Below are 21,027 nucleotides of genomic sequence, written 5' to 3'. Positions count from 1 at the left end.
TGTCCGGATACGTTACGCGTGCTTGGCGAGCCGGTAGCCGCTGCCGCGCACGGTCTCGATCATCGCATCGCAGCCGGCCGGTTTTAAGGCCGCGCGCAATCGTTTGATGTGGACGTCGACGGTGCGCTCTTCGACGAACACGTGATCGCCCCAGACCTGGTCGAGCAGTTGCGTGCGGCTGTGCACGCGCTCCGGATGCGTCATGAAGAAATGCAGCAGGCGGAATTCGGTCGGGCCGAGATCGAGCTTGATCTCGCTGCCGTCGCCGTGCGCGGCGACCCGGTGCGTGGCCGGGTCGAGGCGCAGCCCGTTGATCGATACGACATCCTCGGTCAGCTGCGGCGCGCGGCGGCGCAGCACGGCCTTGATGCGCGCCATCAGCTCCTTCGGCGAGAACGGCTTCGTCACGTAGTCGTCCGCGCCGATCTCGAGGCCGAGCACCTTGTCCTGCTCGTCGCCGCGCGCGGTCAGCATGATGATCGGGATGTGCTTGGTCCGTTCGTTGTTGCGCAGGTCGCGCGCGAACGCGATACCGGACTTGCCCGGCAGCATCCAGTCGAGCAGCACGAGATCGGGCAGCACATCGCTGATCAGGTTCTGCGCCTGCTCCGCGTTGTACGCGCGGATCGGGCAGTGACCGGCATGCTGGAGATTCACCGAGATCAGTTCGGAAATCGCGGGCTCATCTTCAACGACGAGAATGTTGCTGGGCATCGGCACCTCTATTCTTCCTTACGGAGTCGATTAACTGTTGGCTTCGCGATCGAGCGTGTCGCGCGGCTGGTGCCGCACGTCGGTGCCCTTCACGATGTAGATGATGAATTCGGCGATGTTCTTCGCGTGGTCGCCGATCCGCTCGATCGCCTTCGCGATGAACAGGTACTCGAGGCCGACCGAGATCGTGCGCGGATCTTCCTGCATGTACGACACGAGCTTGCGCACGAACGCACGGAATTCCAGGTCGATTTCCTTGTCGTCCTTGACGATCTGTGCGGCCGCCACCGTATCCAGGCGCGCGAATGCGTCGAGCGCGCGGCGCAGGATCGTCACGGCCATCTCGCCCGACACCTTGATCTCGGCGATGTTCACCGTGCGCGCGGCCGGCTCGTCGATCAGGCGGCGCACGCGCTTCGCGATCTTCTCGGCCTCGTCGCCGGCACGCTCGAGGTTCGTAATCGTTTTCGAAATCGACATCAGAAGGCGCAGGTCGCGCGCGGCAGGCTGCCTCCGCGCGATGATGTTGCCGCACTCCTGGTCGATGTCGACCTCCATCGCGTTCAGCGTTTCCTCGGCCGTGATCACCTTCTCGGCCATCTCGCGGTCGAATTCGTTGAGCGCGCGCATCGCGCCGACGATCTGCGACTCGACGAGGCCGCCCATTTCCAGCACCTTCGACGACACGGCATTCAGGTCCGCGTCGAACTGGCTCGACAGATGTTTATCCGACATGGTTGTTGTTCTCCGTCATCAGCCGAAACGGCCGGTGATGTAGTCTTCCGTTTCCTTGCGCACCGGCTTGATGAAGATCTTTTCGGTTTCGCCGAATTCGATCAGCTCGCCCAGGTACATGTAGGCCGTGAAGTCCGAGCAGCGCGCGGCCTGCTGCATGTTGTGCGTGACGATCACGACCGTATAGTCGCTCTTCAGCTCCGCGATCAGCTCTTCGATGCGCCCGGTCGAGATCGGGTCGAGCGCCGAGCACGGCTCGTCGAGCAGCAGCACTTCCGGACGGATCGCAATGCCGCGCGCGATGCACAGACGCTGCTGCTGGCCGCCGGACAGCCCGTAGCCGCTCTGGTTCAGCTTGTCCTTCACCTCGTTCCACAGCGCGGCCTTGGTCAGCGCCCACTCGACGCGGTCGTCCATCTCCGAGCGCGTGAGCTTTTCGAACATCTTCACGCCGAACGCGATGTTGTCGTAGATCGACATCGGGAACGGGGTCGGCTTCTGGAACACCATGCCGATCCGCGCGCGCAGCAGCGAGATGTCGCGCTTGCTCGTCAGCAGGTTCTCGCCGTCCATCATGATTTCGCCTTCGGCGCGCTGCTCCGGATAGAGCGCGTACATCTTGTTGAACGTGCGCAGGAGCGTCGACTTGCCGCAGCCCGACGGGCCGATGAACGCCGTCACCTTCCCTTCGGGAATGCGCAGGTTGATGTTCTTCAGCGCGTGGAACTTGTTATAGAAGAAGTTGAGGTTGTTGACCTCGATCTTCGCGTTCAGCGGCGCCAGCGGACGGCCGTGCGCCGCATCGTGCGTGCCGGCGGGCGCAGCGGTGCGCTCGACGGGATTCAGGTGGCTTTCTGCCATATTCATCGGATTGCTCCGCCGTTACTTTTTCGAGAAGACCGAGCGCGCCAGGACGTTGAGTCCGAGCACCCCGAGCGTAATCAGGAACACGCCCGCCCATGCGAGCGACTGCCATTCCGCGAACGGGCTCATCGCGAACTTGTAGATCGTGACGGGCAGGTTCGCCATCGGCTGGCTCATGTCCCACGAGAAGAACTGGTTCGACAGCGCGGTGAACAGCAGCGGCGCCGTTTCGCCGGCGATCCGCGCGATCGCGAGCAGCACGCCCGTCACGATCCCGCCGACCGATGCGCGCAGCGTGATCTTCAGCACCATCCGCCACTTCGGCGTACCGAGCGCGACGGCCGCTTCGCGCAGCGCGTTCGGCACGAGCTTCAGCATGTTCTCGGTCGTGCGGATCACGATCGGGATCTGCAGCAGCGCGAGCGCGATCACGCCGGCCCAGCCCGAGAAGCGCCCCGACTTCGCGACGACGATCGCGTACACGAACAGGCCGATGACGATCGACGGCGCCGACAGCAGGATGTCGTTGATGAAGCGGATCGTGCTCGCCAGCAGGTTCTTCTGGCCGTATTCGGCGAGATAGACGCCCGCGAGAATGCCGATCGGCGTGCCGACCAGCGTGCCGAAACCGCACAGCAGCAGGCTGCCGACGATCGCGTTCGCCAGGCCGCCGCCCGCGGTGTTCGGCGCCGGCGTCGATTCGGTGAACAACTGCAGCGACAGGCCGCCGACGCCGAGATGCACCGTCGTGTAGAGAATCCACACGAGCCAGAGCAGCCCGAATGCCATCGCGCCGAGCGACGCGGTGAGCGCGATCGCATTGGTGATCTTGCGCTTGCGCTGCAGGCTGTTGCGCATCGCGTCGAGGACGGCGCCGTCCGGCCCCGGGAAATTCATGATGGGCTCGCTCATTTCTTGCCCTCTCCCTTCTCGAGACGCAACAGCAGCAGTTTGGAGATGGCCAGCACGATGAACGTGATCACGAACAGGATCAGGCCCAGTTCCATCAGCGCGGACGTATGCAGGCCGGGTTGCGCTTCCGCGAATTCGTTCGCGAGCGCGGAGGTAATGCTGTTGCCCGGCGCGAACAGCGACACGCTGTCGAGCAGGTTCGTGTTGCCGATCACGAAGGTCACGGCCATCGTTTCGCCGAGCGCGCGGCCGAGGCCGAGCATCACGCCGCCGATCACGCCGGTCTTCGTATAGGGCAGCACGACCTTCCACATCACTTCCCACGTCGTGCAGCCGATCCCGTACGCCGACTCCTTCAGCAGCACGGGCGTGACTTCGAACACGTCGCGCATCACGGACGCGATGTACGGGATGATCATGATCGCGAGGATCACGCCGGCCGCGAGAATGCCGATGCCGATCGGCGCGCCGGACGTCAGCGGACCGAGGACCCACACGTCCTTGAAGATTCGGCCGATCGGCTTCTGGAAGTATTCGGCGAAGATCGGCGCGAACACGAGCAAGCCCCACATGCCGTACACGATCGACGGAATCGCGGCGAGCAGCTCGATCGCGATGCCGAGCGGACGACGCAGCCACACGGGCGACAGCTCGGTGAGGAACAGCGCGATGCCGAAGCTGACCGGCACCGCGATGACGAGGGCGATGATCGACGTGACGATCGTGCCGTAGATCGGCACGAGCGCACCGTAGACATCCGAGTTCGGATCCCACTCGGATTGCCACAGGAAGCCGGCGCCGAACTTCAGGATGGTCGGCATCGACGCAAAGATCAGGGAAACGATGATCCCGCCCAGCAGCAGCAGGGTCACGATCGCGGCAAGCCGTGCGAGGCCGCCGAACACAACGTCGCCGAGACGGCTCGGCGCGCGCTGCTGCGCGACGTCGGCGGACCGGGAGGACGTATAGGAAATATCAGACATGGGCGCCTGTTCTGAATCGCCGGGCGCCGTGACGCCCGGCCTTACCGCACACACTGCCCGGCCGGCACGGCCGGGCAGCGAACCGCTGCTTGGCTTACTCGGCGGCGACCGGTTTGCCCGATGCGTCCGTCACCTTCGTCTTCCACTGCTTGCGGATTTCCGCTTCGACTGCCGCCGGCAGCGAGATGTAGTCGAGGCTGTCGGCTGCCTTCTCGCCGTTCTTGAACGCCCAGCTGAAGAACTTCAGCGTTTCGGCGCCCTGCTCCGGCTTGTCCTGCTTCGCGTGCAGCAGCACGAACGTCGCGCCGACGACCGGCCATGCTTCCTTGCCCGGCTGGTTCGTCAGGATCTGGTAGAACGACTTCGACCAGTTCGCGCCGGCAGCAGCGGCCTTGAACGTTTCGGTCTTCGGCTCGACCACGGTGCCCGTCGAGTTCTTCAGGGCCGTGTAGATCATGTTGTTCTTCTTCGCATACGCCCATTCGACGTAGCCGATCGCGCCCGGCAGGCGCTGCACGAAGGCCGCGACGCCGTCGTTGCCCTTGCCGCCCGTACCCGTCGGCCAGTTGACCGTCGTGCCTTCGCCAATCTTCGACTTCCACTCGTCGTTGACCTTCGACAGGTAGTTCGTCCAGATGAAGCTCGTGCCCGAGCCGTCAGCGCGGCGAACGACCGCGATGTCCGTATCCGGCAGCTTGACCTTCGGGTTCAGCGCGGCGATCGCCGGGTCGTTCCACTTCTTGATCTTGCCGAGGTAGATGTCGCCGAGCACCGGGCCCGACAGCGTCAGTTCACCGGCCTTCACGCCCGGCACGTTGATGACCGGCACCACGCCGCCGACCACCGTCGGGAACTGGAACAGGCCTTCCTTCGCGAGGTCCTCATCCTTCAGCGGAGCGTCCGAACCGGCAAAATCGACCGTCTTCGCATTGATCTGCTTCAGGCCGCCCGACGAACCGATACCTTGGTAGTTCACCTTCGCGCCGCCGGACTGCTGGTAGTCAGCAGCCCATTTCGTATAGATCGGCATCGCGAACGTGCTGCCTGCGCCCGTGATGTCGGCGGCTTGCGCGGCGACTGCGAAAAGCGCGCCAGCCAGGCCGGCAATCGCGGTTTGCATCAATTTCATGAGACCTCCAGTGTGTGAGCGGATGACTACGGCACCGCGAAGGTTAGGGGCTCCTCATGACGGTAATGTGACAATCGATGAAACTGGCGTGACAGTAACATGACTGGTTGAAAGGGTATATCGGGCCCGGTGCGGGCGGCCGCGCAGGCGCGGCGCGACGGGAACGGCGGCAAGAATTGCCGGTCGGGAGGGGACGGCATGCGCACCCTCCGAGCGGGGGTGCGGGCGATCATTTCGCGGCGTGCAGAGGCGGTAATGCGCTCCCCTGCACGCCGCCGCAACTCAGGGTCGGATGACTTCTTCCGTCAGACGAAATCCGTGCCGAAGCTCCCTCTATCTAATAGCGCAAACCTTTGCGTCTGACGAATTGCGGCGCCCGAAGGCGCCGCAATTCGAATCACCGCCGGGGCGGCGCGCACACGGCCGGACCGTCGCGCGCCGTTACCGATTCGGATCAGCTCGTCGCCACGCGCACCGCGTCGGCGATCGCTTCCGCGTGACGGGTCGCGTCGGCCGCATGCTGCGCCTCGACCATCACGCGCAGTACGGGCTCGGTGCCCGACGCGCGGATCAGCACGCGGCCGCGGCCGGCGAGCGCGCTTTCAGCCGCGTCGATCGCCGCGCGAATCGATGCGCTGCCCTTCCAGTCCGCGCCCGGCTTCATCCGTACATTGATCAGCTTCTGCGGGAACAGCGTGACGCCGTCGAGCATCTGCGCGAGCGTGCGGCCGCTGCGCTTGAGCGCGGCGAGCACGAGCAGCGCCGACACGATGCCGTCGCCGGTCGAATGGCGGTCGAGCGACAGGATGTGGCCGGAGCCTTCCGCGCCGAGCTGCCAGCCGCGCTCGCGCAACTGTTCGAGCACGTAGCGGTCGCCAACCGCCGCGCGCACGAACTGCACGCCCTCGCGCTGCAACGCGACCTCGACCGCGAGGTTCGTCATCAGCGTGCCGACCGCGCCGTCGACCTTGCCGGCGGTTGCGATCCGGTCCTTCACGAGCACGTAGAGCAGCTCGTCGCCGTTGTACAGCCGGCCCGTCGAATCGACGACCTGCAGGCGGTCCGCATCGCCGTCGAGCGCGATGCCGAGATCCGCATGGTTCGCGCGCACCGCGCGCACCAGTGCATCGGGCGCCGTCGCGCCGACACCGTCGTTGATGTTGAAGCCGTTCGGCGCGACGCCGATCGGGATCACGTCCGCGCCGAGCTCGTGGAACACGTGCGGCGCGATCTGGTAAGCGGCGCCGTGCGCGCAGTCGATCACGAGCTTCAGCCCGCGCAGGTCGTATGCGGCCGGGAACGTGCTCTTGCAGAACTCGATGTAGCGACCGGCCGCGTCGTCGAGGCGGCGCGCCTTGCCCAGCCGGTCCGACGATGCACATTCGAGCGGCTTGTCGAGCCAGGCCTCGATCGCGGCTTCGGTATCGTCGGGCAGCTTGTTGCCGTCCGCGGAGAAGAACTTGATGCCGTTGTCCTGATACGGGTTGTGCGATGCGCTGATCACGACGCCGGCCGACAGGCGCAGCGCGCGCGTCAGGTACGCGACGCCCGGCGTCGGCATCGGGCCGGCGAGCATCACGTCGACGCCGGCCGCCGAGAAGCCGGCCTCGAGCGCCGCCTCGAGCATGTAGCCCGACACCCGCGTGTCCTTGCCGATCAGCACCGTCGGACGCGCACCCGCCGCGACGCCGGCCGTGCCGGCCAGTACCTTGCCGGCCGCATAGCCGAGACGCAACACGAAATCAGGCGTGATGGGCGCCTCGCCCACCGTGCCGCGAATGCCGTCCGTGCCGAAATATCGACGTCCCATGGCGAACCTTCCTCCTTCGTCTTTCCCAGTTTCGACTTATCGTTGCCGCGCGGCTTCGCGCACGGCATTCCAGACCTTCAACGCGTCGACCGTTGCCGCGACGTCGTGCACGCGCACGATCGCGGCACCGCGCCCGACCGCGCACAACGCGGCCGCCACGCTCGCCGCGACGCGCTCCGTCGGCGGCTTGCCGCCGATCACCGCGCCGAGCATCGACTTGCGCGACATGCCCGCGAGAATCGGATACGCGCGCCCGTCGGGTCGCGCGGGCGCCGTGTCCGGCAAGGCGGCCAGCAGCGCGTAGTTGTCGTCGACCACCGCCTTGCCGAACCCGAAGCCCGGATCGACGCAGATCCGTTCCGGCGCGATGCCCGCGTCGCGCAGCGCCTGCGCGCGTCCGGCGAGAAAGTCGCGCACGTCGGTCACGACGTCGCCGTAGTCGGGCTCGCCGACCTGCATGGTCTGCGGCTCGCCGAGCATGTGCATCGCGCACAGCCCGCTGCTGCCCTCGCGCACCGCGTCGATCGCACCCGGCTGGCGGAACCCCCAGATGTCGTTGATCAGGTCCGCGCCGGCCGCGAGCGCCGCGCGCATCACCGCCGGCTTGTAGGTGTCGACCGACAGCGGCACGTTCAGCGGCCGCAGCGCCTCGACGAGCGGGATCACGCGCGCGAGCTCCTCGTCGAGCGGCACGGGCGGCGCGCCGGGGCGCGTCGACTCGCCGCCGATGTCGATCAGGTCGACGCCTTCGGCGATCATCCGCTCGGCCTGGCGCAGCGCATCGTCGCGCGCGAGGAAGCGGCCGCCGTCGGAAAACGAATCGGGAGTCGCATTGAGGATGCCCATCACGAGCGGGCGTTCGAACGTCAGCGAGAAACGGCCGCACTGGAGCGGCGCGGGAATGAACGCGGAAACAGCGGAATCGGACACGGGCGGAAGGCGTTGATGAATGCAAAACGGGCCGGTGTGAAGCCACACCAGCCCGTGAACGTTGCTACAGCGGGGGTCAGGCCGGCGAAGCAGGCGCCGGCGCGTTGCCAGGCTTCACTTCGGCGGTGGTGCCGCCGCCCGACGAATCGCCGCCGACAGCCGGCGAGCTCTTCGGCGAGCGCGGCGGACGCCCTTCCATGATGTCGTTGATCTGATCGGCGTCGATCGTCTCCCACTCCATCAGCGCGGCCGTCATTGCCTCGACCTTGTCGCGGTTCTCTTCGAGCAGGCGGCGCGCAAGGCCGTACTGTTCGTCGAGCACGCGGCGGATTTCGCCGTCGACCTTCTGCTGCGTCGCTTCCGAGATCGTGCGCGTGAAGCCGCGGCCGAACGGGCCGTTGTCGCTCTCGTCGTCGACATAGACCATCGGTCCGAGCGCATCGGTCATGCCGAAACGCGCCACCATCGCGCGCGCCGTCTGCGTCGCCTTGTTGAAGTCGTCCGACGCACCGGTGCTGGCCAGGTTCAGGAACAGCTCCTCGGCCACGCGGCCGCCGAACAGGATCGCCAGGCGGTCGAGCAGGTAATCCTTCGAGTACGTCTCGTTGTCATGCTCCGGCAGCTGCCACGTGACGCCCAGCGCGCGACCGCGCGGGATGATCGTGACCTTGTGCACCGGGTCGGCCTTCGGCAGCAGCTTCGCGATCACCGCGTGGCCCGACTCGTGGTAAGCCGTCGCGCGCTTCGCTTCTTCGCGAATCACCGCCGACTTGCGCTCCGGACCCATGAAGATCTTGTCCTTCGCGTCCTCGAAATCCTGCATCTCGACGATGCGCTTGCCGCGGCGGGCGGCGAACAGCGCCGCTTCGTTCACGAGGTTCGCGAGATCGGCGCCCGAGAAGCCCGGCGTGCCGCGTGCGATGACCGCTGCGTCGACGTCGTTCGCGATCGGCACCTTGCGCAGGTGCACGCGCATGATCTGCTCGCGGCCGCGGATGTCCGGCAGCCCGACATAGACCTGGCGGTCGAAACGGCCCGGACGCAGCAGCGCCTTGTCGAGCACGTCGGAACGGTTGGTCGCGGCGATCACGATCACGCCGGAGTTCGCCTCGAAGCCGTCCATCTCGACCAGCATCTGGTTCAGCGTCTGCTCGCGCTCGTCGTTGCCGCCGCCCATGCCGGCGCCGCGATGACGGCCGACCGCGTCGATTTCGTCGATGAACACGATGCACGGTGCGTGCTTCTTCGCCTGTTCGAACATGTCGCGCACACGGGCCGCGCCGACACCGACGAACATTTCGACGAAGTCGGAACCCGAGATGCTGAAGAACGGCACCTTCGCTTCACCGGCGATTGCGCGGGCGAGCAGCGTCTTGCCGGTACCCGGCGGGCCGACGAGCAGCACGCCGCGCGGAATGCGACCGCCCAGCTTCTGGAATTTCTGCGGATCGCGCAGGAAGTCGACGAGCTCGGACACTTCTTCCTTCGCTTCGTCACAGCCCGCGACGTCGGAGAAGTTCACCGCGTTGTTGTTCTCGTCGATCAGCCGCGCGCGCGATTTCCCGAACGAGAATGCACCGCCTTTGCCGCCCCCCTGCATCTGCCTCATCATGTAGAACCAGAACACGATGATCAGGATCGTCGGCCCGAGGTAGTACAGCGCGGACATCAGCGCGTTCGGCTCGTCGTCCGCCTTGCCGCTGACCTGCACGCCGTACTTCATCAGATCGCCGACCATCCAGATGTCGCCGGGCGACACGATCTGGTATTTCTGGCCATCAGCCGGAGTGACGGTGAGGTTGCGCCCCTGAACGATGACGTTCTTGACCTTGCCGTTCTTGGCGTCGTCCATGAACTGCGAATAGGACACACCTTCCTGGACGCGGGGCTTGTCGAACTGCTTGAACACCGTAAACAGCACCAGTGCGATCACCAGCCACACTGCTGCCTTCGAAAACATATTGTTGTTCAAAGCACCACTCCTTCACTCGTAGACGAGCGCCTACATTTTCCTTGCAGCGCTCCTCGGTCATTCTAATCCAGTCCGACCACCCCCGCCATAAGCATTGACAACCGCCGCGATAGCGCTTTGCTTGTCTGGCAAGGGCCGGAGCCCGTTTGCGGCACCCTGCTCCGCATCAATGCGGATGCTTCAGATGCCGACCCAAAATGAACGTTTCGGACGATTTGTCGCGGGACGCCTTCGGCTTGCGCGGCGCGACGGTCTTAAACTGCTGTTTGAACTTCTCGACGATCTGGCTGTAGCCGCTGCCGTGAAAACACTTCACGAGCAGCGCACCGTCCGGCTTCAGATGGTTCTGCGCGAATTCGAGCGCCAGATCGCACAGATGCTCGATGCGCGCCGCGTCCGCCGAGGCCACGCCGGAGAGGTTGGGGGCCATGTCGGAAATAACAAGGTCCACCGCGCGGCCTTCGAGCAATTCTTCGAGCCGGTGGAGGACCTCGTCCTCGCGGAAGTCGCCCTGGAGGAAGTGGACGTCGGCGATCGGCTCCATCGGCAGGATGTCGAGCGCAACGATCGTGCCGTCGATGCCGCCTTCGCGCTCCGCGTCACGCTTCTTGCCCTGCGCGAGCTTGTTGCGGGCATACTGGCTCCAGCTGCCCGGCGTCGCGCCGAGGTCGACGATCACCTGGCCCGGACGGATCAGCTTGTCCTGCTCGTCGATTTCCTTCAGCTTGTACGCGGCACGCGCGCGATAGCCCTCCCGCTGCGCCATTTTGACGTACGGGTCGTTGATGTGGTCGTGCAGCCAGTGCTGGTTAAAGCGGTTTTTTGCCATTCGAGAGAGAGATTGCTGCCATTTGCTTCGTGAAGCCTTGCTTTTGGCGGATAATACGCGTCTTCTTCGCGCGGCTGCGGCCCCTTTTGAGGCCCAAGCCGCGATTTTACGTGGTTTCGGCGCGCGGCTGATGCGGTAACTTCCCGCGATTCGCTCCTGACGCAGCGCGCCCCTATTTAGATTTCGACATTTCCATGCCCGCCCTTTCGCTTTCCCCCGCCGAGCGCTCCGCGCTGCGCTCCCAGGCCCATGCGCTCAAGCCCGTCGTGCTGATCGGCGCCGAAGGGCTCACCGACGCCGTGCTGAAGGAAATCAAGGTGCACCTCGCCGCGCACCAACTGATCAAGATCCGTGTGTTCGGTGACGAGCGCGACGAGCGCGTCGCCATTTACGACGAGATCTGCGACCGCCTGAACGCGGCGCCGATCCAGCACATCGGCAAGCTGCTGGTGATCTGGAAGCCCGAGGCAGCCGTGGCGGCCCCGGCCCGCGGCCGCCGTGCCGGCGCGCTGCCGAGCGCGGCTGAAGCCGTCGACGACAAGAAAGGCCGTGCGCCGCGCACCGTCAAGGTCATCAAGGTGTCGCCGAACGCGAGCCCCGTGCGTCGCCCGAAGCCGACCAAGGTCGTCGTGCGCGGCAACGAGCGCGTGACGGCGGGCGGCACCGTGAAGCGTGCGAAAAAGCGTCAGGCCAGCACGAAGCGGCCGCACCAGGACAAGTAATCCTGCCGCGCGGCACGGGGCAACCCGTGCCGCCCTGCCCGCGCGGCGCCCAAGCCGCTCAGGCGTCTTGCGCCGGCAGACGCCAGATCAGCATCAGCCCCAGCACGCTCTCGACGAGATAGAACAGGCTCGAGACGCCATGCAGCATCCCGAAGCGGCTCGCATACGGCGAGTTCGCGATATCGGTGCCCGCTTCCATCGCGGCCACCCGCAGCGCGTTCATGAACGGCTGCAGCGCAAAATACCCGACCAGCACGCACGCGACCATCGCCGCGACGATCCAGCGCACGCGACGATAATCGCCGTTGCCGCGCCGCACCTGCTGGTTCGACAGCGCGAGCAGCAGCACGCCGCACACGACACCGAGGATCGCCTCGATGCGAAACAGCTGGGCGGCGACCGAGCCGGCCGTCATCCGCTCCAGCGTCTTGAACAGCACGGGCGCGACCGCATACCCGATCGTCAGCAGGCTGCCGACCCACACGGCCGACAGCAGACGGAACACGCGATGCGGCATCACGTCGCCCCGCTTCAGATGTAGCTGACCGAGATGATTTCGTATTCGCGCACGCCGCTCGGTGCCTGCACGGCCGCGACGTCGCCTTCGGACTTGCCGATCAGCGCGCGTGCGATCGGCGAGCTGACCGAGATCAGGCCGTGGTCGATATCGGCTTCGTCGTCGCCGACGATCTGGTACTTGACGGTGTCGCCCGACTCGAGATCCTCGAGTTCGACCGTCGCGGCAAACACCACGCGGCCGTCGGCGTCGAGCACCGTCGGATCGATGACTTGCGCGGCGGACAGCTTCGATTCGAGTTCCGCGATGCGACCCTCGATGAAGCCCTGCTTTTCCTTCGCGGCATCGTATTCGGCGTTTTCGGACAGATCGCCCTGTGCGCGGGCCTCCGCGATCGCGTTGATCACGGCCGGCCGCTCGACGGACTTGAGGCGCTGCAATTCATCGCGCAGTTGCCCTGCGCCACGCTTTGTCAACGGAATGGTGCTCATAAACGGCTCAATCGCTAAAAACGGCTATAAAAAAAATCACCGCGATTAAACGTATTCCCGGCGAACCGGAAACACCGCTTAATCGCGGCACGTGTTGCTTCGACAGGTAACTGACTGCTTAGTTTAGGCGAGCGTGAAGACCTTGTAAATCATAGACTTCCAGATCCTTCAGGTAGCGCAGGCCTTCGACGGCCGCGCGCGCGCCCGACATCGTCGTGTAGTACGTGACCTTGTGCGCCTGCGCGCTCATGCGGATCGAACGCGAATCGGCGATCGCCTGGCGCGTCTCGTCGACCGTCGTGAACACGAGTGCGATCTCGCCGTTCTTGATCATGTCGACGATGTGCGGACGGCCGTCCTTCACCTTGTTGACGACCTTCACCGGCACGCCGGCCGCTTCGATCGCGGCAGCCGTGCCCTTGGTCGCGACGATCGGGTAGCCGAGGTCGTGCAGCATGCGCGCGACTTCGACCGCCTTCGGCTTGTCGGCATCCATCACGGTCAGCAGCACCGTGCCCGACTCCGGCAGGCGCGAACCGGCCGCGAGCTGCGACTTGAACAGCGCTTCGCCGAACGTCTGGCCGACACCCATCACTTCGCCGGTCGAACGCATTTCAGGCCCGAGGACCGGATCGACGGTCGGGAACTTGACGAACGGGAACACCGCTTCCTTCACGCTGAAGTACGGCGGCTCGACTTCCTTCGTCACACCCTGCTGCGCGAGCGTCTGGCCGACCATCGCGCGCGCCGCGATCTTCGCGAGCGGCAGGCTGGTCGCCTTCGACACGTACGGCACCGTGCGCGACGCGCGCGGGTTCACTTCGAGCACGTAGATGATGTCCTGCTTCGAACCGTCCGCCTGCGGCACCTGCTGGATCGCGAACTGCACGTTCATCAGGCCGACCACATTCAGCGCCTTCGCCATCGCGCCCGTCTGGCGCTTCAGCTCGGCCACGGTTTCCTTCGACAGCGAGTACGGCGGCAGCGAGCATGCCGAGTCGCCCGAGTGGACGCCCGCCTGCTCGATGTGCTCCATCACGCCGCCGATGAACACCGCTTCACCGTCGCAGATGCAGTCGACGTCGCATTCGATCGCGTCGTTCAGGAAGCGGTCGAGCAGCACCGGCGAATCGTTCGACACCTTCACGGCCTCGCGCATGTAGCGCTCGAGGTCGCGCGGCTCGTGGACGATTTCCATCGCGCGGCCGCCCAGCACGTACGACGGGCGCACGACGAGCGGATAGCCGATTTCGGCCGCCAGCGCGAGCGCTTCTTCCTCGGCGCGCGCGGTGCGGTTCGGCGGCTGGCGCAGGCCGAGATCCTGCAGCAGCTTCTGGAAGCGTTCGCGGTCTTCGGCCGCGTCGATCATGTCCGGCGACGTGCCGACGATCGGCACGCCATGCGCCTCGAGGTCGAGCGCGAGCTTCAGCGGCGTCTGGCCGCCGTACTGGACGATCACGCCGACCGGCTTTTCCTTGTCGACGATCTCGAGCACGTCTTCCAGCGTCAGCGGCTCGAAGTACAGGCGGTCGGACGTGTCATAGTCGGTCGACACCGTTTCCGGGTTGCAGTTGACCATGATCGTTTCGTAGCCGTCCTCGCGCATCGCGAGGGCCGCATGCACGCAGCAGTAGTCGAACTCGATGCCCTGGCCGATCCGGTTCGGGCCGCCGCCCAGCACCATGATCTTCTTGTTGGTGGTCGGCTGCGCCTCGCACTCTTCCTCGTAGGTCGAGTACATGTAGGCCGTCTTGGTCGCGAACTCGGCCGCGCAGGTGTCGACGCGCTTGTAGACCGGGCGCACGTTCAGTTCGACGCGGCGGCGGCGGACGTCTTCCGGCGTCGCGCCGAGCAGCTTCGCGAGGCGGCGGTCGGAGAAGCCGCTTTGCTTCAGGAAGCGCAGCTCGTCGAACGTCAGCGACGCGAGCGTGCGGCCCGACAGCGCCTTTTCCTTCAGGATGATCTGCTCGATCTGCGCGAGGAACCACGGATCGATCGCGGTTTCCGCGAAGATCTCTTCGGCCGTCATGCCGATGCGGAACGCATCGCCGACGTACCAGATGCGGTCCGGGCCCGGCTCGTGGATCTCGATCGCGATCTCGTCGCGGTCGGTCGACTTCTCGTCGAGACCGTCGACGCCGACTTCGAGGCCGCGCAGCGCCTTCTGGAACGATTCCTGGAACGTGCGGCCGATCGCCATCACTTCGCCGACCGACTTCATCTGCGTGGTCAGGCGCGAATCGGCTTCACGGAACTTCTCGAACGCGAAACGCGGGATCTTCGTGACGACGTAGTCGATCGTCGGCTCGAACGACGCCGGCGTCTGGCCGCCGGTGATCTCGTTCTTCAGCTCGTCGAGCGTGTAGCCGACCGCCAGCTTCGCCGCGACCTTCGCGATCGGGAAGCCGGTCGCCTTCGATGCGAGCGCCGACGAACGCGACACGCGCGGGTTCATCTCGATGACGACCATGCGGCCGTCCTTCGGGTTGATCGAGAACTGCACGTTCGAGCCGCCCGTGTCGACGCCGATCTCGCGCAGCACCGCGAGCGATGCGTTACGCAGGATCTGGTATTCCTTGTCGGTGAGCGTCTGCGCCGGCGCGACCGTGATCGAGTCGCCGGTGTGCACGCCCATCGGGTCGAGGTTTTCGATCGAGCACACGATGATGCAGTTGTCGGCGCGGTCGCGCACGACTTCCATCTCGTATTCCTTCCAGCCGAGCAGCGATTCCTCGATCAGCAGTTCGCGCGTGGGCGAGAGATCCAGGCCGCGCCTGCAGATCTCCTCGAACTCCTCGCGGTTGTACGCGATGCCGCCGCCCGAGCCGCCGAGCGTGAACGACGGACGGATCACGACCGGATAGCCGCTGCCGCCGGTGTACGCCATGATCTCGGCGTGCACCTGGGTCGCTTCTTCCATCGAGTGCGCGATGCCCGACTTCGCCGAGCCGAGACCGATCTTGGTCATCGCGTCCTTGAACTTCTGGCGGTCTTCCGCCTTGTCGATCGCTTCCGGCGACGCGCCGATCAGCTCGACGCCGAACTTCTCGAGCACGCCGTGGTGATGCAGGTCGAGCGCGCAGTTCAGCGCGGTCTGGCCGCCCATCGTCGGCAGGATCGCGTCCGGGCGCTCCTTCTCGATGATGCGGGCGACGACTTCCCACGTGATCGGCTCGATGTACGTGACGTCGGCCGTGTTCGGGTCGGTCATGATCGTCGCCGGGTTGCTGTTGACGAGAACGACCTTGTAGCCCTCCTCACGCAGCGCCTTGCATGCCTGTGCGCCCGAGTAGTCGAACTCGCACGCCTGGCCGATGATGATCGGGCCGGCGCCGATGATGAGGATGCTTTTGATGTCTGTGCGTTTTGGCATGGCTTGTGAATTCAATAAGTAATCGTTGTCGTGGGTCGGCCGGCCGCGCTCAGCTCATGGTGGCGAGCGCGAGCTTCACCGAGAAACCGATGAACAGGCCGCCCACGCTGCTCGCCGCGCCCGCCGCGAGCTTGCGGCGGCGGCGGAAATGCTCGGCGAGCCGTGCGCCCGCGAAGATCAGCGTGCTCAGGTACAGGAAGCTCGCGCATTGCGCGATCGCCCCGAGCACGACGAACGACAGCGCGGGATGCGGGAATGCCGGGTCGACGAACTGGATGAAGAACGAGATGAAGAACAGGATCGCCTTCGGATTCAGCAGGCTCACGATCAGCGCCTTGCGCAACGGCCGCTCGCCGTCGACCGCGGGCGGCGCGTCGGCCGGTGCCTGGGCCGGCGCACGCAGCTTTCGCCACGCGCTGCGCAGCATGCCGGTGCCGATGTAGAGCAGATACGCGGCGCCGCCGTACTTGACGACGGAGAACAGCAGCGGGTTCGCCTTCAGCAGCGACGCGACGCCGGCGGCCGACAGCACCATCAGCACCGTGTCGCCGACGAACACGCCGCACGCCGCGCGATAGCCGGCCTTCACGCCGCGCTGCGCCGCGAGCGACAGCACGTACATCGAGTTCGGCCCCGGCAGCAGGATGATGAAGATCACGCCGAACACGTAGGTCCAGATATCCGTGATGCCGAGTGCGTGGCCGAACATGATGCGAATCTCCCGTCCTTCGGTTGCGTCGGTGACGTTAAGCGTTACGCTGCTTCGCCGCGTCCATCAGCGCGGTGAAACGATCGAACAGATAGCCGATGTCGTGCGGACCGGGCGACGCTTCCGGGTGGCCCTGGAAGCAGAATGCCGGCTTGTCGGTCAACTCGAAGCCCTGCAGCGTGCCGTCGAACAGCGACACGTGCGTCACGCGCGCGTTGGCCGGCAGCGAATCCGCATCGACCGCGAAGCCGTGGTTCTGCGACGTGATCACCACGCGGCCGTCGCCGAGATCCTTCACCGGGTGGTTCGCGCCATGGTGGCCCGTCTTCATCTTCAGCGTCTTCGCGCCGACCGCGAGGCCCATGATCTGGTGGCCGAGGCAGATGCCGAAGGTCGGCACGCCGCGCTCGATGAATGCCTTCGTGGCCGCGATCGCGTAGTCGCACGGCTCCGGGTCGCCCGGGCCGTTCGACAGGAAGATGCCGTCCGGATTCAGCGCGAGCGCATCTTCCGCGCTCGCCTGCGCGGGCAGCACCGTCACGTGGCAGCCGCGCTCCGCGAGCATGCGCAGGATGTTGTACTTGACGCCGAAGTCATACGCGACGACGCGGTACTTCGGGGCTTCCTGCATCCCGTAGCCGCTGCCGAGGCGCCATTCGGTCTGCTTCCACTCGAACGGCTTCGTGGTCGACACGACCTTCGCGAGATCCATGCCCGCGAGGCCCGGGAACGAGCGCGCGAGCTCGATCGCCTTGGCCTCGTCGTCCGAACCGGCGAGGATGCAGCCGTTCTGCGCGCCCTTGTCGCGCAGGATGCGGGTCAGCTTGCGGGTATCGATGCCGGCGATCGCGACGACGCCTTCGTCGCGCAGGTAGTCGCCGAGCGTGCGGCCCATGCGGAAGTTCGATGCGAGCGTGGGCAGATCACGGATGATCAGGCCGGCGGCATGGACTTTCGTGGCTTCGACGTCTTCGGCATTGACGCCGACGTTGCCGATATGCGGGTAGGTGAGCGTGACGATCTGACGCGCGTAGCTCGGATCGGTCAGGATTTCCTGATAGCCGGTAATCGCGGTGTTGAACACGACTTCACCGATCGTGTGGCCTTCGGCCCCGATCGAATAACCACGAAAGACCGTGCCGTCGGCGAGTGCAAGCAAGGCGGGAGAAAAAGACGGCAACACGGGAGGCTCCTTGGGGAACACCCTGCTGCCGACCTGTTTACCCTGCCGCGCGAGCGCCGCGCTGCGTAGGCGCGCGGAGTCGCTAGCTGGACGCGACCTGCGTTGTCGAGACGCGAACCCGGCGCGTGGCGCACGAGGCTTCGCGGCATCGCCCGACAGGCGGCGTGCGGCGGATGAACGGGATGAGTGAGGTAGGCGCTAGGGTGCGAGGTTGATCAGCACAAACTTTCAAATTATAGCCCGAAAATGGCCTTATCTTCAATCGATATGGCCGTCCGATCGTACATGCGGCACGCATGGCGCCGTGGCGACGGCGCGCGGCCAGCGCTGCTGCGGCCCCGTTTACTCGGCCGCCCCACCTGTCAGCGTACCGCCGGATCAACCTGCTTGCCAGCGCCGCGCGCGGGCCACACGTACCAGGCTGCGCTCGCGAGCTGCTGCGCGGGCACCCTCGCCTGCACCGACGACATCGCCCCCGCCTGTGGCAGCGGCCCCGTTGCCTTGCACAAACGAAAACGCCGTCACCTCGGTGACGGCGTTGCTGCGCGTTTCGTCGGACGATAAACGCAATCGCGCGACCCGGCCGGACCGCCGCGTCGCGATCGCGACGGCGCTACTTCTTCTTGCCCTTGTTTGCCGCGGCCTTCGGCGCCGCCTTCGCGGGAGCGGCCTTCGCCGCGCGGGCCGCCGGCTTCGCGGCAGCATGCTTCGCGCCGCGCGACTTGCCGCCGACGGACAGGCTCGCGCGCTCGATATGCGCGCCGCCGGCCGACGTCGCGATTCGCTCCGGACCCGGCTCGGCCGGCACCGCGCGGCCGACCGGCACGTGCAGCACGAGCGCCTGACCCGGCATCGCCAGATCGCGATGCGTGCGGTTCCATGCCTTCAGCTGGCCGACCGACACGCCGTAGCGGCCCGCAATCGCCGCCATCGACTGCTTGCGGCGCACGCGGATCAGCATCTTGCGCGTGTCGGGCACGTCGGGCTCCATCGCGAGCACGCCGTTTTCCGCGACGTCCGCGCTAATGTCCTCGTCGTCGTCATCGCCGCGCGGCACGACGATCGTCGAGCCCGGCTTCAGGCGCATGCCGGCCGGAATCTTGTTGACCGACATCAGCGTATCGGCGTCGACGCCGATCTTCTCGGCGATCGCGGCCGGGCGCGCGCGCTCGCTGACCGTATAGGTGGTCCACGTCGACAATTGGCCGTTGTAGGCCTTCAGGCTCTTCTCGAACGCCGCCGCGTTGTCGAACGGCAGCAGGATCTGCGGCTCGGTCGCGCCGAGGATCACCGGCTTCGAGAACGACGGGTTCAGCGAGCGGAACTCGTCGAGCGGCAGGTTCGCGAGCTTCGCGGCCACCGCCACGTCGATGTCGCGCGACGTCGTGACCGTCACGAAATACGGGTGGTTCGGAATGTCAGGCAGCGCCAGGCCGAACTGCTGCGGATTCGCGATGATGTTCTTCACCGCCTGCAGCTTCGGCACGTAGTTGCGCGTCTCGTTCGGCATCCGCAGGCTCTGGTAGTCGGTCGGCAGGCCGGCTGCCTGGTTGCGCGCGATCGCGCGCTGCACGTTGCCCTCGCCCCAGTTGTAGGCCGCCAGCGCCAGATACCAGTCGCCGAACATGTCATGCAGGCGCGACAGGTAGTCGAGCGCGGCGCTCGTCGACGCGAGCACGTCGCGGCGCTCGTCCTGCCACATGTTGCGCTTCAGGTTGTACGTGCGGCCCGTGCCCGGCATGAACTGCCACATGCCGGCCGCCTTCGCGACCGACAGCGCCTGCGGGTTGTACGCGGATTCGATGAACGGCAGCAGCGCGAGCTCGGTCGGCATGTGGCGCGCCTCGAGTTCCTCGACGATGTGATACAGGTACTTCTGCGAGCGCTCGGTCATGCGCTGCACGTAATCGGGCCGCTGCGTGTACCACGTCGTCTGCATGTCGACGAGGTCGGTCTGCAGGTCGGGCATCTGGAAGCCGCGGCGAATGCGCGCCCACAGATCGGAATCTGCGCTGGTCAGGTCGCCGACGGATTGCTTGTCGACGTCGACAGTTTCTTTGGCAGTGGCTGATTTACGGAGGTAGGTGGACGTCGCCTGCGAATCGGCGGCGTTGTTGGCGACAGGGCCCTGGCTCGCACAAGCGGCGAGTAGCAGGACCATCAGCGCGCTCAATATAAGTCGCATGAAAATCTCGGCTTCCGACGGCTGGAAATTGCTGGCGATACTACGGAAGTGCGTGCTTCACGTCAATAAAAACACCGAAAACTCAGCGAAATCCTACATTTGGAGCAATTTTTACAGATGCCACCTGAGGTTTTGGAGTCCTCCGGAATGCCTCATCGGAAACGATTTTTCCACTCGCGCATCAGCGTGAATGCCGCCAGACGATCCGGCACCGTTTCGTGCAGCTCGGCCTCGAGCGTTGCATGGATCGCCGTGCTGTCCGCCCGCATGAACGGGTTGACGGCACGTTCGTGCGCGATCGTGGTGGGCAGCGTCGGCACGCCGCGCGCGCGCCGCGCCTGCGCGTCGTCGCGCCAGGCGGCGAGCGCCGTATTGCCCGGCTCGCACGCGAGCGCGAAACGGATGTTCGACAGCGTGTATTCGTGTGCACAATGCACGTGCGTGTCGCCGGGCAGCGCCGCGAGCGCGTCGAGCGACGCGAGCATCTGCGCGGGCGTGCCTTCGAACAGGCGGCCACAGCCGCACGAGAACAGCGTGTCGCCGCAGAACACGTGCGGGGTGGCCGCGCCTTGACCGGCCCGCTGGAAATACGCGATGTGGCCGCGCGTATGACCGGGCACGTCGAGCACGTCGAACGCAAGCGCCGGCGCATCGAGCGTCACGCGATCGCCGCCCGCGAGCGGCCGCGTGACCACGCCGATCGCCTCGGCCGCCGGGCCGTAAACAACGAGCGGCACATCGTCCGGTTGGCCATCGCGCAGTGCGGCGACACCGCCGACGTGGTCGGCGTGATGGTGCGTGAGTAAAATAGCGGTCAACCGCCAGCCGCGTTCGGCAAGAACACGGCGTACCGGCGCGGCTTCACCCGGATCGACGGCGATCGCATCGCGGCCGTCCGAGACGAGCCAGATATAGTTGTCTTCGAATGCCGGCACCGGCACGTATTCCAGCTCGTTCATGGGCGCGCAA

The 21,027-nt window shown here is 65.8% G+C and carries 17 protein-coding genes and 1 pseudogene; 1 reads left to right on the top strand and 17 read right to left on the bottom strand.

Features of this window, described 5'->3' with window-relative positions; translation table 11 throughout:
- Window positions 1-12: 12 nt before the first annotated feature.
- The 10 genes from phoB to DIE21_RS21385 all read right to left on the bottom strand — a co-directional run bounded on the left by phoB (window position 13) and on the right by DIE21_RS21385 (window position 10,878).
- Window positions 13-714: a phosphate regulon transcriptional regulator PhoB gene (phoB, locus tag DIE21_RS21435; protein ID WP_006750313.1), complete on the bottom strand. Its 702-nt coding sequence runs from the start codon at window positions 712-714 to the stop codon at window positions 13-15.
- 30 nt (window positions 715-744) lie between these two features.
- Window positions 745-1,449, bottom strand: coding sequence for a phosphate signaling complex protein PhoU (gene phoU / locus DIE21_RS21430; protein WP_124499601.1), 705 nt, complete (start codon window positions 1,447-1,449; stop codon window positions 745-747).
- A gap of 18 nt (window positions 1,450-1,467) precedes the next feature.
- Window positions 1,468-2,316, bottom strand: coding sequence for a phosphate ABC transporter ATP-binding protein PstB (gene pstB / locus DIE21_RS21425; RefSeq protein ID WP_124499600.1), 849 nt, complete (start codon window positions 2,314-2,316; stop codon window positions 1,468-1,470).
- A gap of 15 nt (window positions 2,317-2,331) precedes the next feature.
- A complete protein-coding gene (gene pstA / locus DIE21_RS21420) occupies window positions 2,332-3,225 on the bottom strand; it encodes a phosphate ABC transporter permease PstA (protein ID WP_124499599.1) in 894 nt (297 codons plus the stop codon).
- Window positions 3,222-4,208 (bottom strand): phosphate ABC transporter permease PstC, encoded by a 987-nt coding sequence (pstC, locus tag DIE21_RS21415; RefSeq protein ID WP_124499598.1) that lies wholly within the window; start codon window positions 4,206-4,208, stop codon window positions 3,222-3,224. Before pstC ends, pstA begins: the two co-directional genes overlap by 4 nt.
- Before the next feature lie 94 nt (window positions 4,209-4,302).
- Window positions 4,303-5,337, bottom strand: a complete 1,035-nt coding sequence (pstS, locus tag DIE21_RS21410; RefSeq protein WP_124499597.1) for a phosphate ABC transporter substrate-binding protein PstS — start codon at window positions 5,335-5,337, stop codon at window positions 4,303-4,305.
- 454 nt (window positions 5,338-5,791) lie between these two features.
- The gene (gene glmM / locus DIE21_RS21400; protein ID WP_124499596.1) at window positions 5,792-7,147 is read right to left on the bottom strand and encodes a phosphoglucosamine mutase; all 1,356 of its coding nucleotides are present in this window, start codon (window positions 7,145-7,147) and stop codon (window positions 5,792-5,794) included.
- 36 nt (window positions 7,148-7,183) lie between these two features.
- Window positions 7,184-8,125, bottom strand: a complete 942-nt coding sequence (folP, locus tag DIE21_RS21395) for a dihydropteroate synthase (protein ID WP_124499595.1) — start codon at window positions 8,123-8,125, stop codon at window positions 7,184-7,186.
- A gap of 28 nt (window positions 8,126-8,153) precedes the next feature.
- A complete protein-coding gene (gene ftsH / locus DIE21_RS21390) occupies window positions 8,154-10,049 on the bottom strand; it encodes an ATP-dependent zinc metalloprotease FtsH (protein WP_124499594.1) in 1,896 nt (631 codons plus the stop codon).
- Between the two features lie 166 nt (window positions 10,050-10,215).
- Window positions 10,216-10,878, bottom strand: a complete 663-nt coding sequence (locus tag DIE21_RS21385) for an RlmE family RNA methyltransferase (protein ID WP_124499593.1) — start codon at window positions 10,876-10,878, stop codon at window positions 10,216-10,218.
- A gap of 194 nt (window positions 10,879-11,072) precedes the next feature.
- On the opposite strand from DIE21_RS21385, the gene DIE21_RS21380 reads away from it, so the two are divergent.
- Window positions 11,073-11,600 (top strand): YhbY family RNA-binding protein, encoded by a 528-nt coding sequence (locus DIE21_RS21380; protein ID WP_124499592.1) that lies wholly within the window; start codon window positions 11,073-11,075, stop codon window positions 11,598-11,600.
- Here DIE21_RS21380 and DIE21_RS21375 read toward each other — a convergent pair.
- From DIE21_RS21375 to gloB, 7 genes and pseudogenes are all read right to left on the bottom strand, one after another.
- Window positions 11,564-12,117, bottom strand: a pseudogene (locus tag DIE21_RS21375) (DUF4149 domain-containing protein). The gene DIE21_RS21380 and the pseudogene DIE21_RS21375 overlap by 37 nt on opposite strands.
- A 14-nt stretch (window positions 12,118-12,131) precedes the next feature.
- Window positions 12,132-12,608, bottom strand: coding sequence for a transcription elongation factor GreA (greA, locus tag DIE21_RS21370; protein ID WP_014897431.1), 477 nt, complete (start codon window positions 12,606-12,608; stop codon window positions 12,132-12,134).
- A 118-nt stretch (window positions 12,609-12,726) separates the two neighbouring features.
- Entirely contained in the window at window positions 12,727-15,981 is a 3,255-nt protein-coding gene (gene carB, locus DIE21_RS21365) for a carbamoyl-phosphate synthase large subunit (protein WP_124499591.1), read from the bottom strand.
- A 49-nt stretch (window positions 15,982-16,030) separates the two neighbouring features.
- Entirely contained in the window at window positions 16,031-16,690 is a 660-nt protein-coding gene (gene leuE / locus DIE21_RS21360) for a leucine efflux protein LeuE (protein WP_124499590.1), read from the bottom strand.
- Between the two features lie 37 nt (window positions 16,691-16,727).
- Window positions 16,728-17,873 (bottom strand): glutamine-hydrolyzing carbamoyl-phosphate synthase small subunit, encoded by a 1,146-nt coding sequence (gene carA, locus DIE21_RS21355; protein ID WP_124499589.1) that lies wholly within the window; start codon window positions 17,871-17,873, stop codon window positions 16,728-16,730.
- A 613-nt stretch (window positions 17,874-18,486) separates the two neighbouring features.
- Window positions 18,487-20,058 carry a transglycosylase SLT domain-containing protein gene (locus DIE21_RS21345; RefSeq protein WP_124499588.1) on the bottom strand — a complete coding sequence of 524 codons (1,572 nt, stop codon included), beginning with the start codon at window positions 20,056-20,058 and terminating at the stop codon, window positions 18,487-18,489.
- Between the two features lie 152 nt (window positions 20,059-20,210).
- Complete coding sequence (gene gloB, locus DIE21_RS21335; RefSeq protein WP_124499586.1) at window positions 20,211-21,017, bottom strand: hydroxyacylglutathione hydrolase; 807 nt, start codon at window positions 21,015-21,017, stop codon at window positions 20,211-20,213.
- Window positions 21,018-21,027 lie beyond the last annotated feature (10 nt).

The organism is Burkholderia sp. Bp9140 (assembly GCF_003853425.1).
Lineage (GTDB): Bacteria > Pseudomonadota > Gammaproteobacteria > Burkholderiales > Burkholderiaceae > Burkholderia.
This window is presented reverse-complemented; position numbering and strand designations above follow the sequence as displayed.

What these genes read in the sequence shown, in the direction of transcription:
- phoB (WP_006750313.1), bottom strand. Translation starts at nt 714, where the DNA reads ATGCCCAGCAACATTCTCGTCGTTGAAGATGAGCCCGCGATTTCCGAA.
- phoU (WP_124499601.1), bottom strand. Translation starts at nt 1,449, where the DNA reads ATGTCGGATAAACATCTGTCGAGCCAGTTCGACGCGGACCTGAATGCC.
- pstB (WP_124499600.1), bottom strand. Translation starts at nt 2,316, where the DNA reads ATGAATATGGCAGAAAGCCACCTGAATCCCGTCGAGCGCACCGCTGCG.
- pstA (WP_124499599.1), bottom strand. Translation starts at nt 3,225, where the DNA reads ATGAGCGAGCCCATCATGAATTTCCCGGGGCCGGACGGCGCCGTCCTC.
- pstC (WP_124499598.1), bottom strand. Translation starts at nt 4,208, where the DNA reads ATGTCTGATATTTCCTATACGTCCTCCCGGTCCGCCGACGTCGCGCAG.
- pstS (WP_124499597.1), bottom strand. Translation starts at nt 5,337, where the DNA reads ATGAAATTGATGCAAACCGCGATTGCCGGCCTGGCTGGCGCGCTTTTC.
- glmM (WP_124499596.1), bottom strand. Translation starts at nt 7,147, where the DNA reads ATGGGACGTCGATATTTCGGCACGGACGGCATTCGCGGCACGGTGGGC.
- DIE21_RS21385 (WP_124499593.1), bottom strand. Translation starts at nt 10,878, where the DNA reads ATGGCAAAAAACCGCTTTAACCAGCACTGGCTGCACGACCACATCAAC.
- DIE21_RS21380 (WP_124499592.1), top strand. Translation starts at nt 11,073, where the DNA reads ATGCCCGCCCTTTCGCTTTCCCCCGCCGAGCGCTCCGCGCTGCGCTCC.
- greA (WP_014897431.1), bottom strand. Translation starts at nt 12,608, where the DNA reads ATGAGCACCATTCCGTTGACAAAGCGTGGCGCAGGGCAACTGCGCGAT.
- carB (WP_124499591.1), bottom strand. Translation starts at nt 15,981, where the DNA reads ATGCCAAAACGCACAGACATCAAAAGCATCCTCATCATCGGCGCCGGC.
- leuE (WP_124499590.1), bottom strand. Translation starts at nt 16,690, where the DNA reads ATGTTCGGCCACGCACTCGGCATCACGGATATCTGGACCTACGTGTTC.
- DIE21_RS21345 (WP_124499588.1), bottom strand. Translation starts at nt 20,058, where the DNA reads ATGCGACTTATATTGAGCGCGCTGATGGTCCTGCTACTCGCCGCTTGT.
- gloB (WP_124499586.1), bottom strand. Translation starts at nt 21,017, where the DNA reads ATGAACGAGCTGGAATACGTGCCGGTGCCGGCATTCGAAGACAACTAT.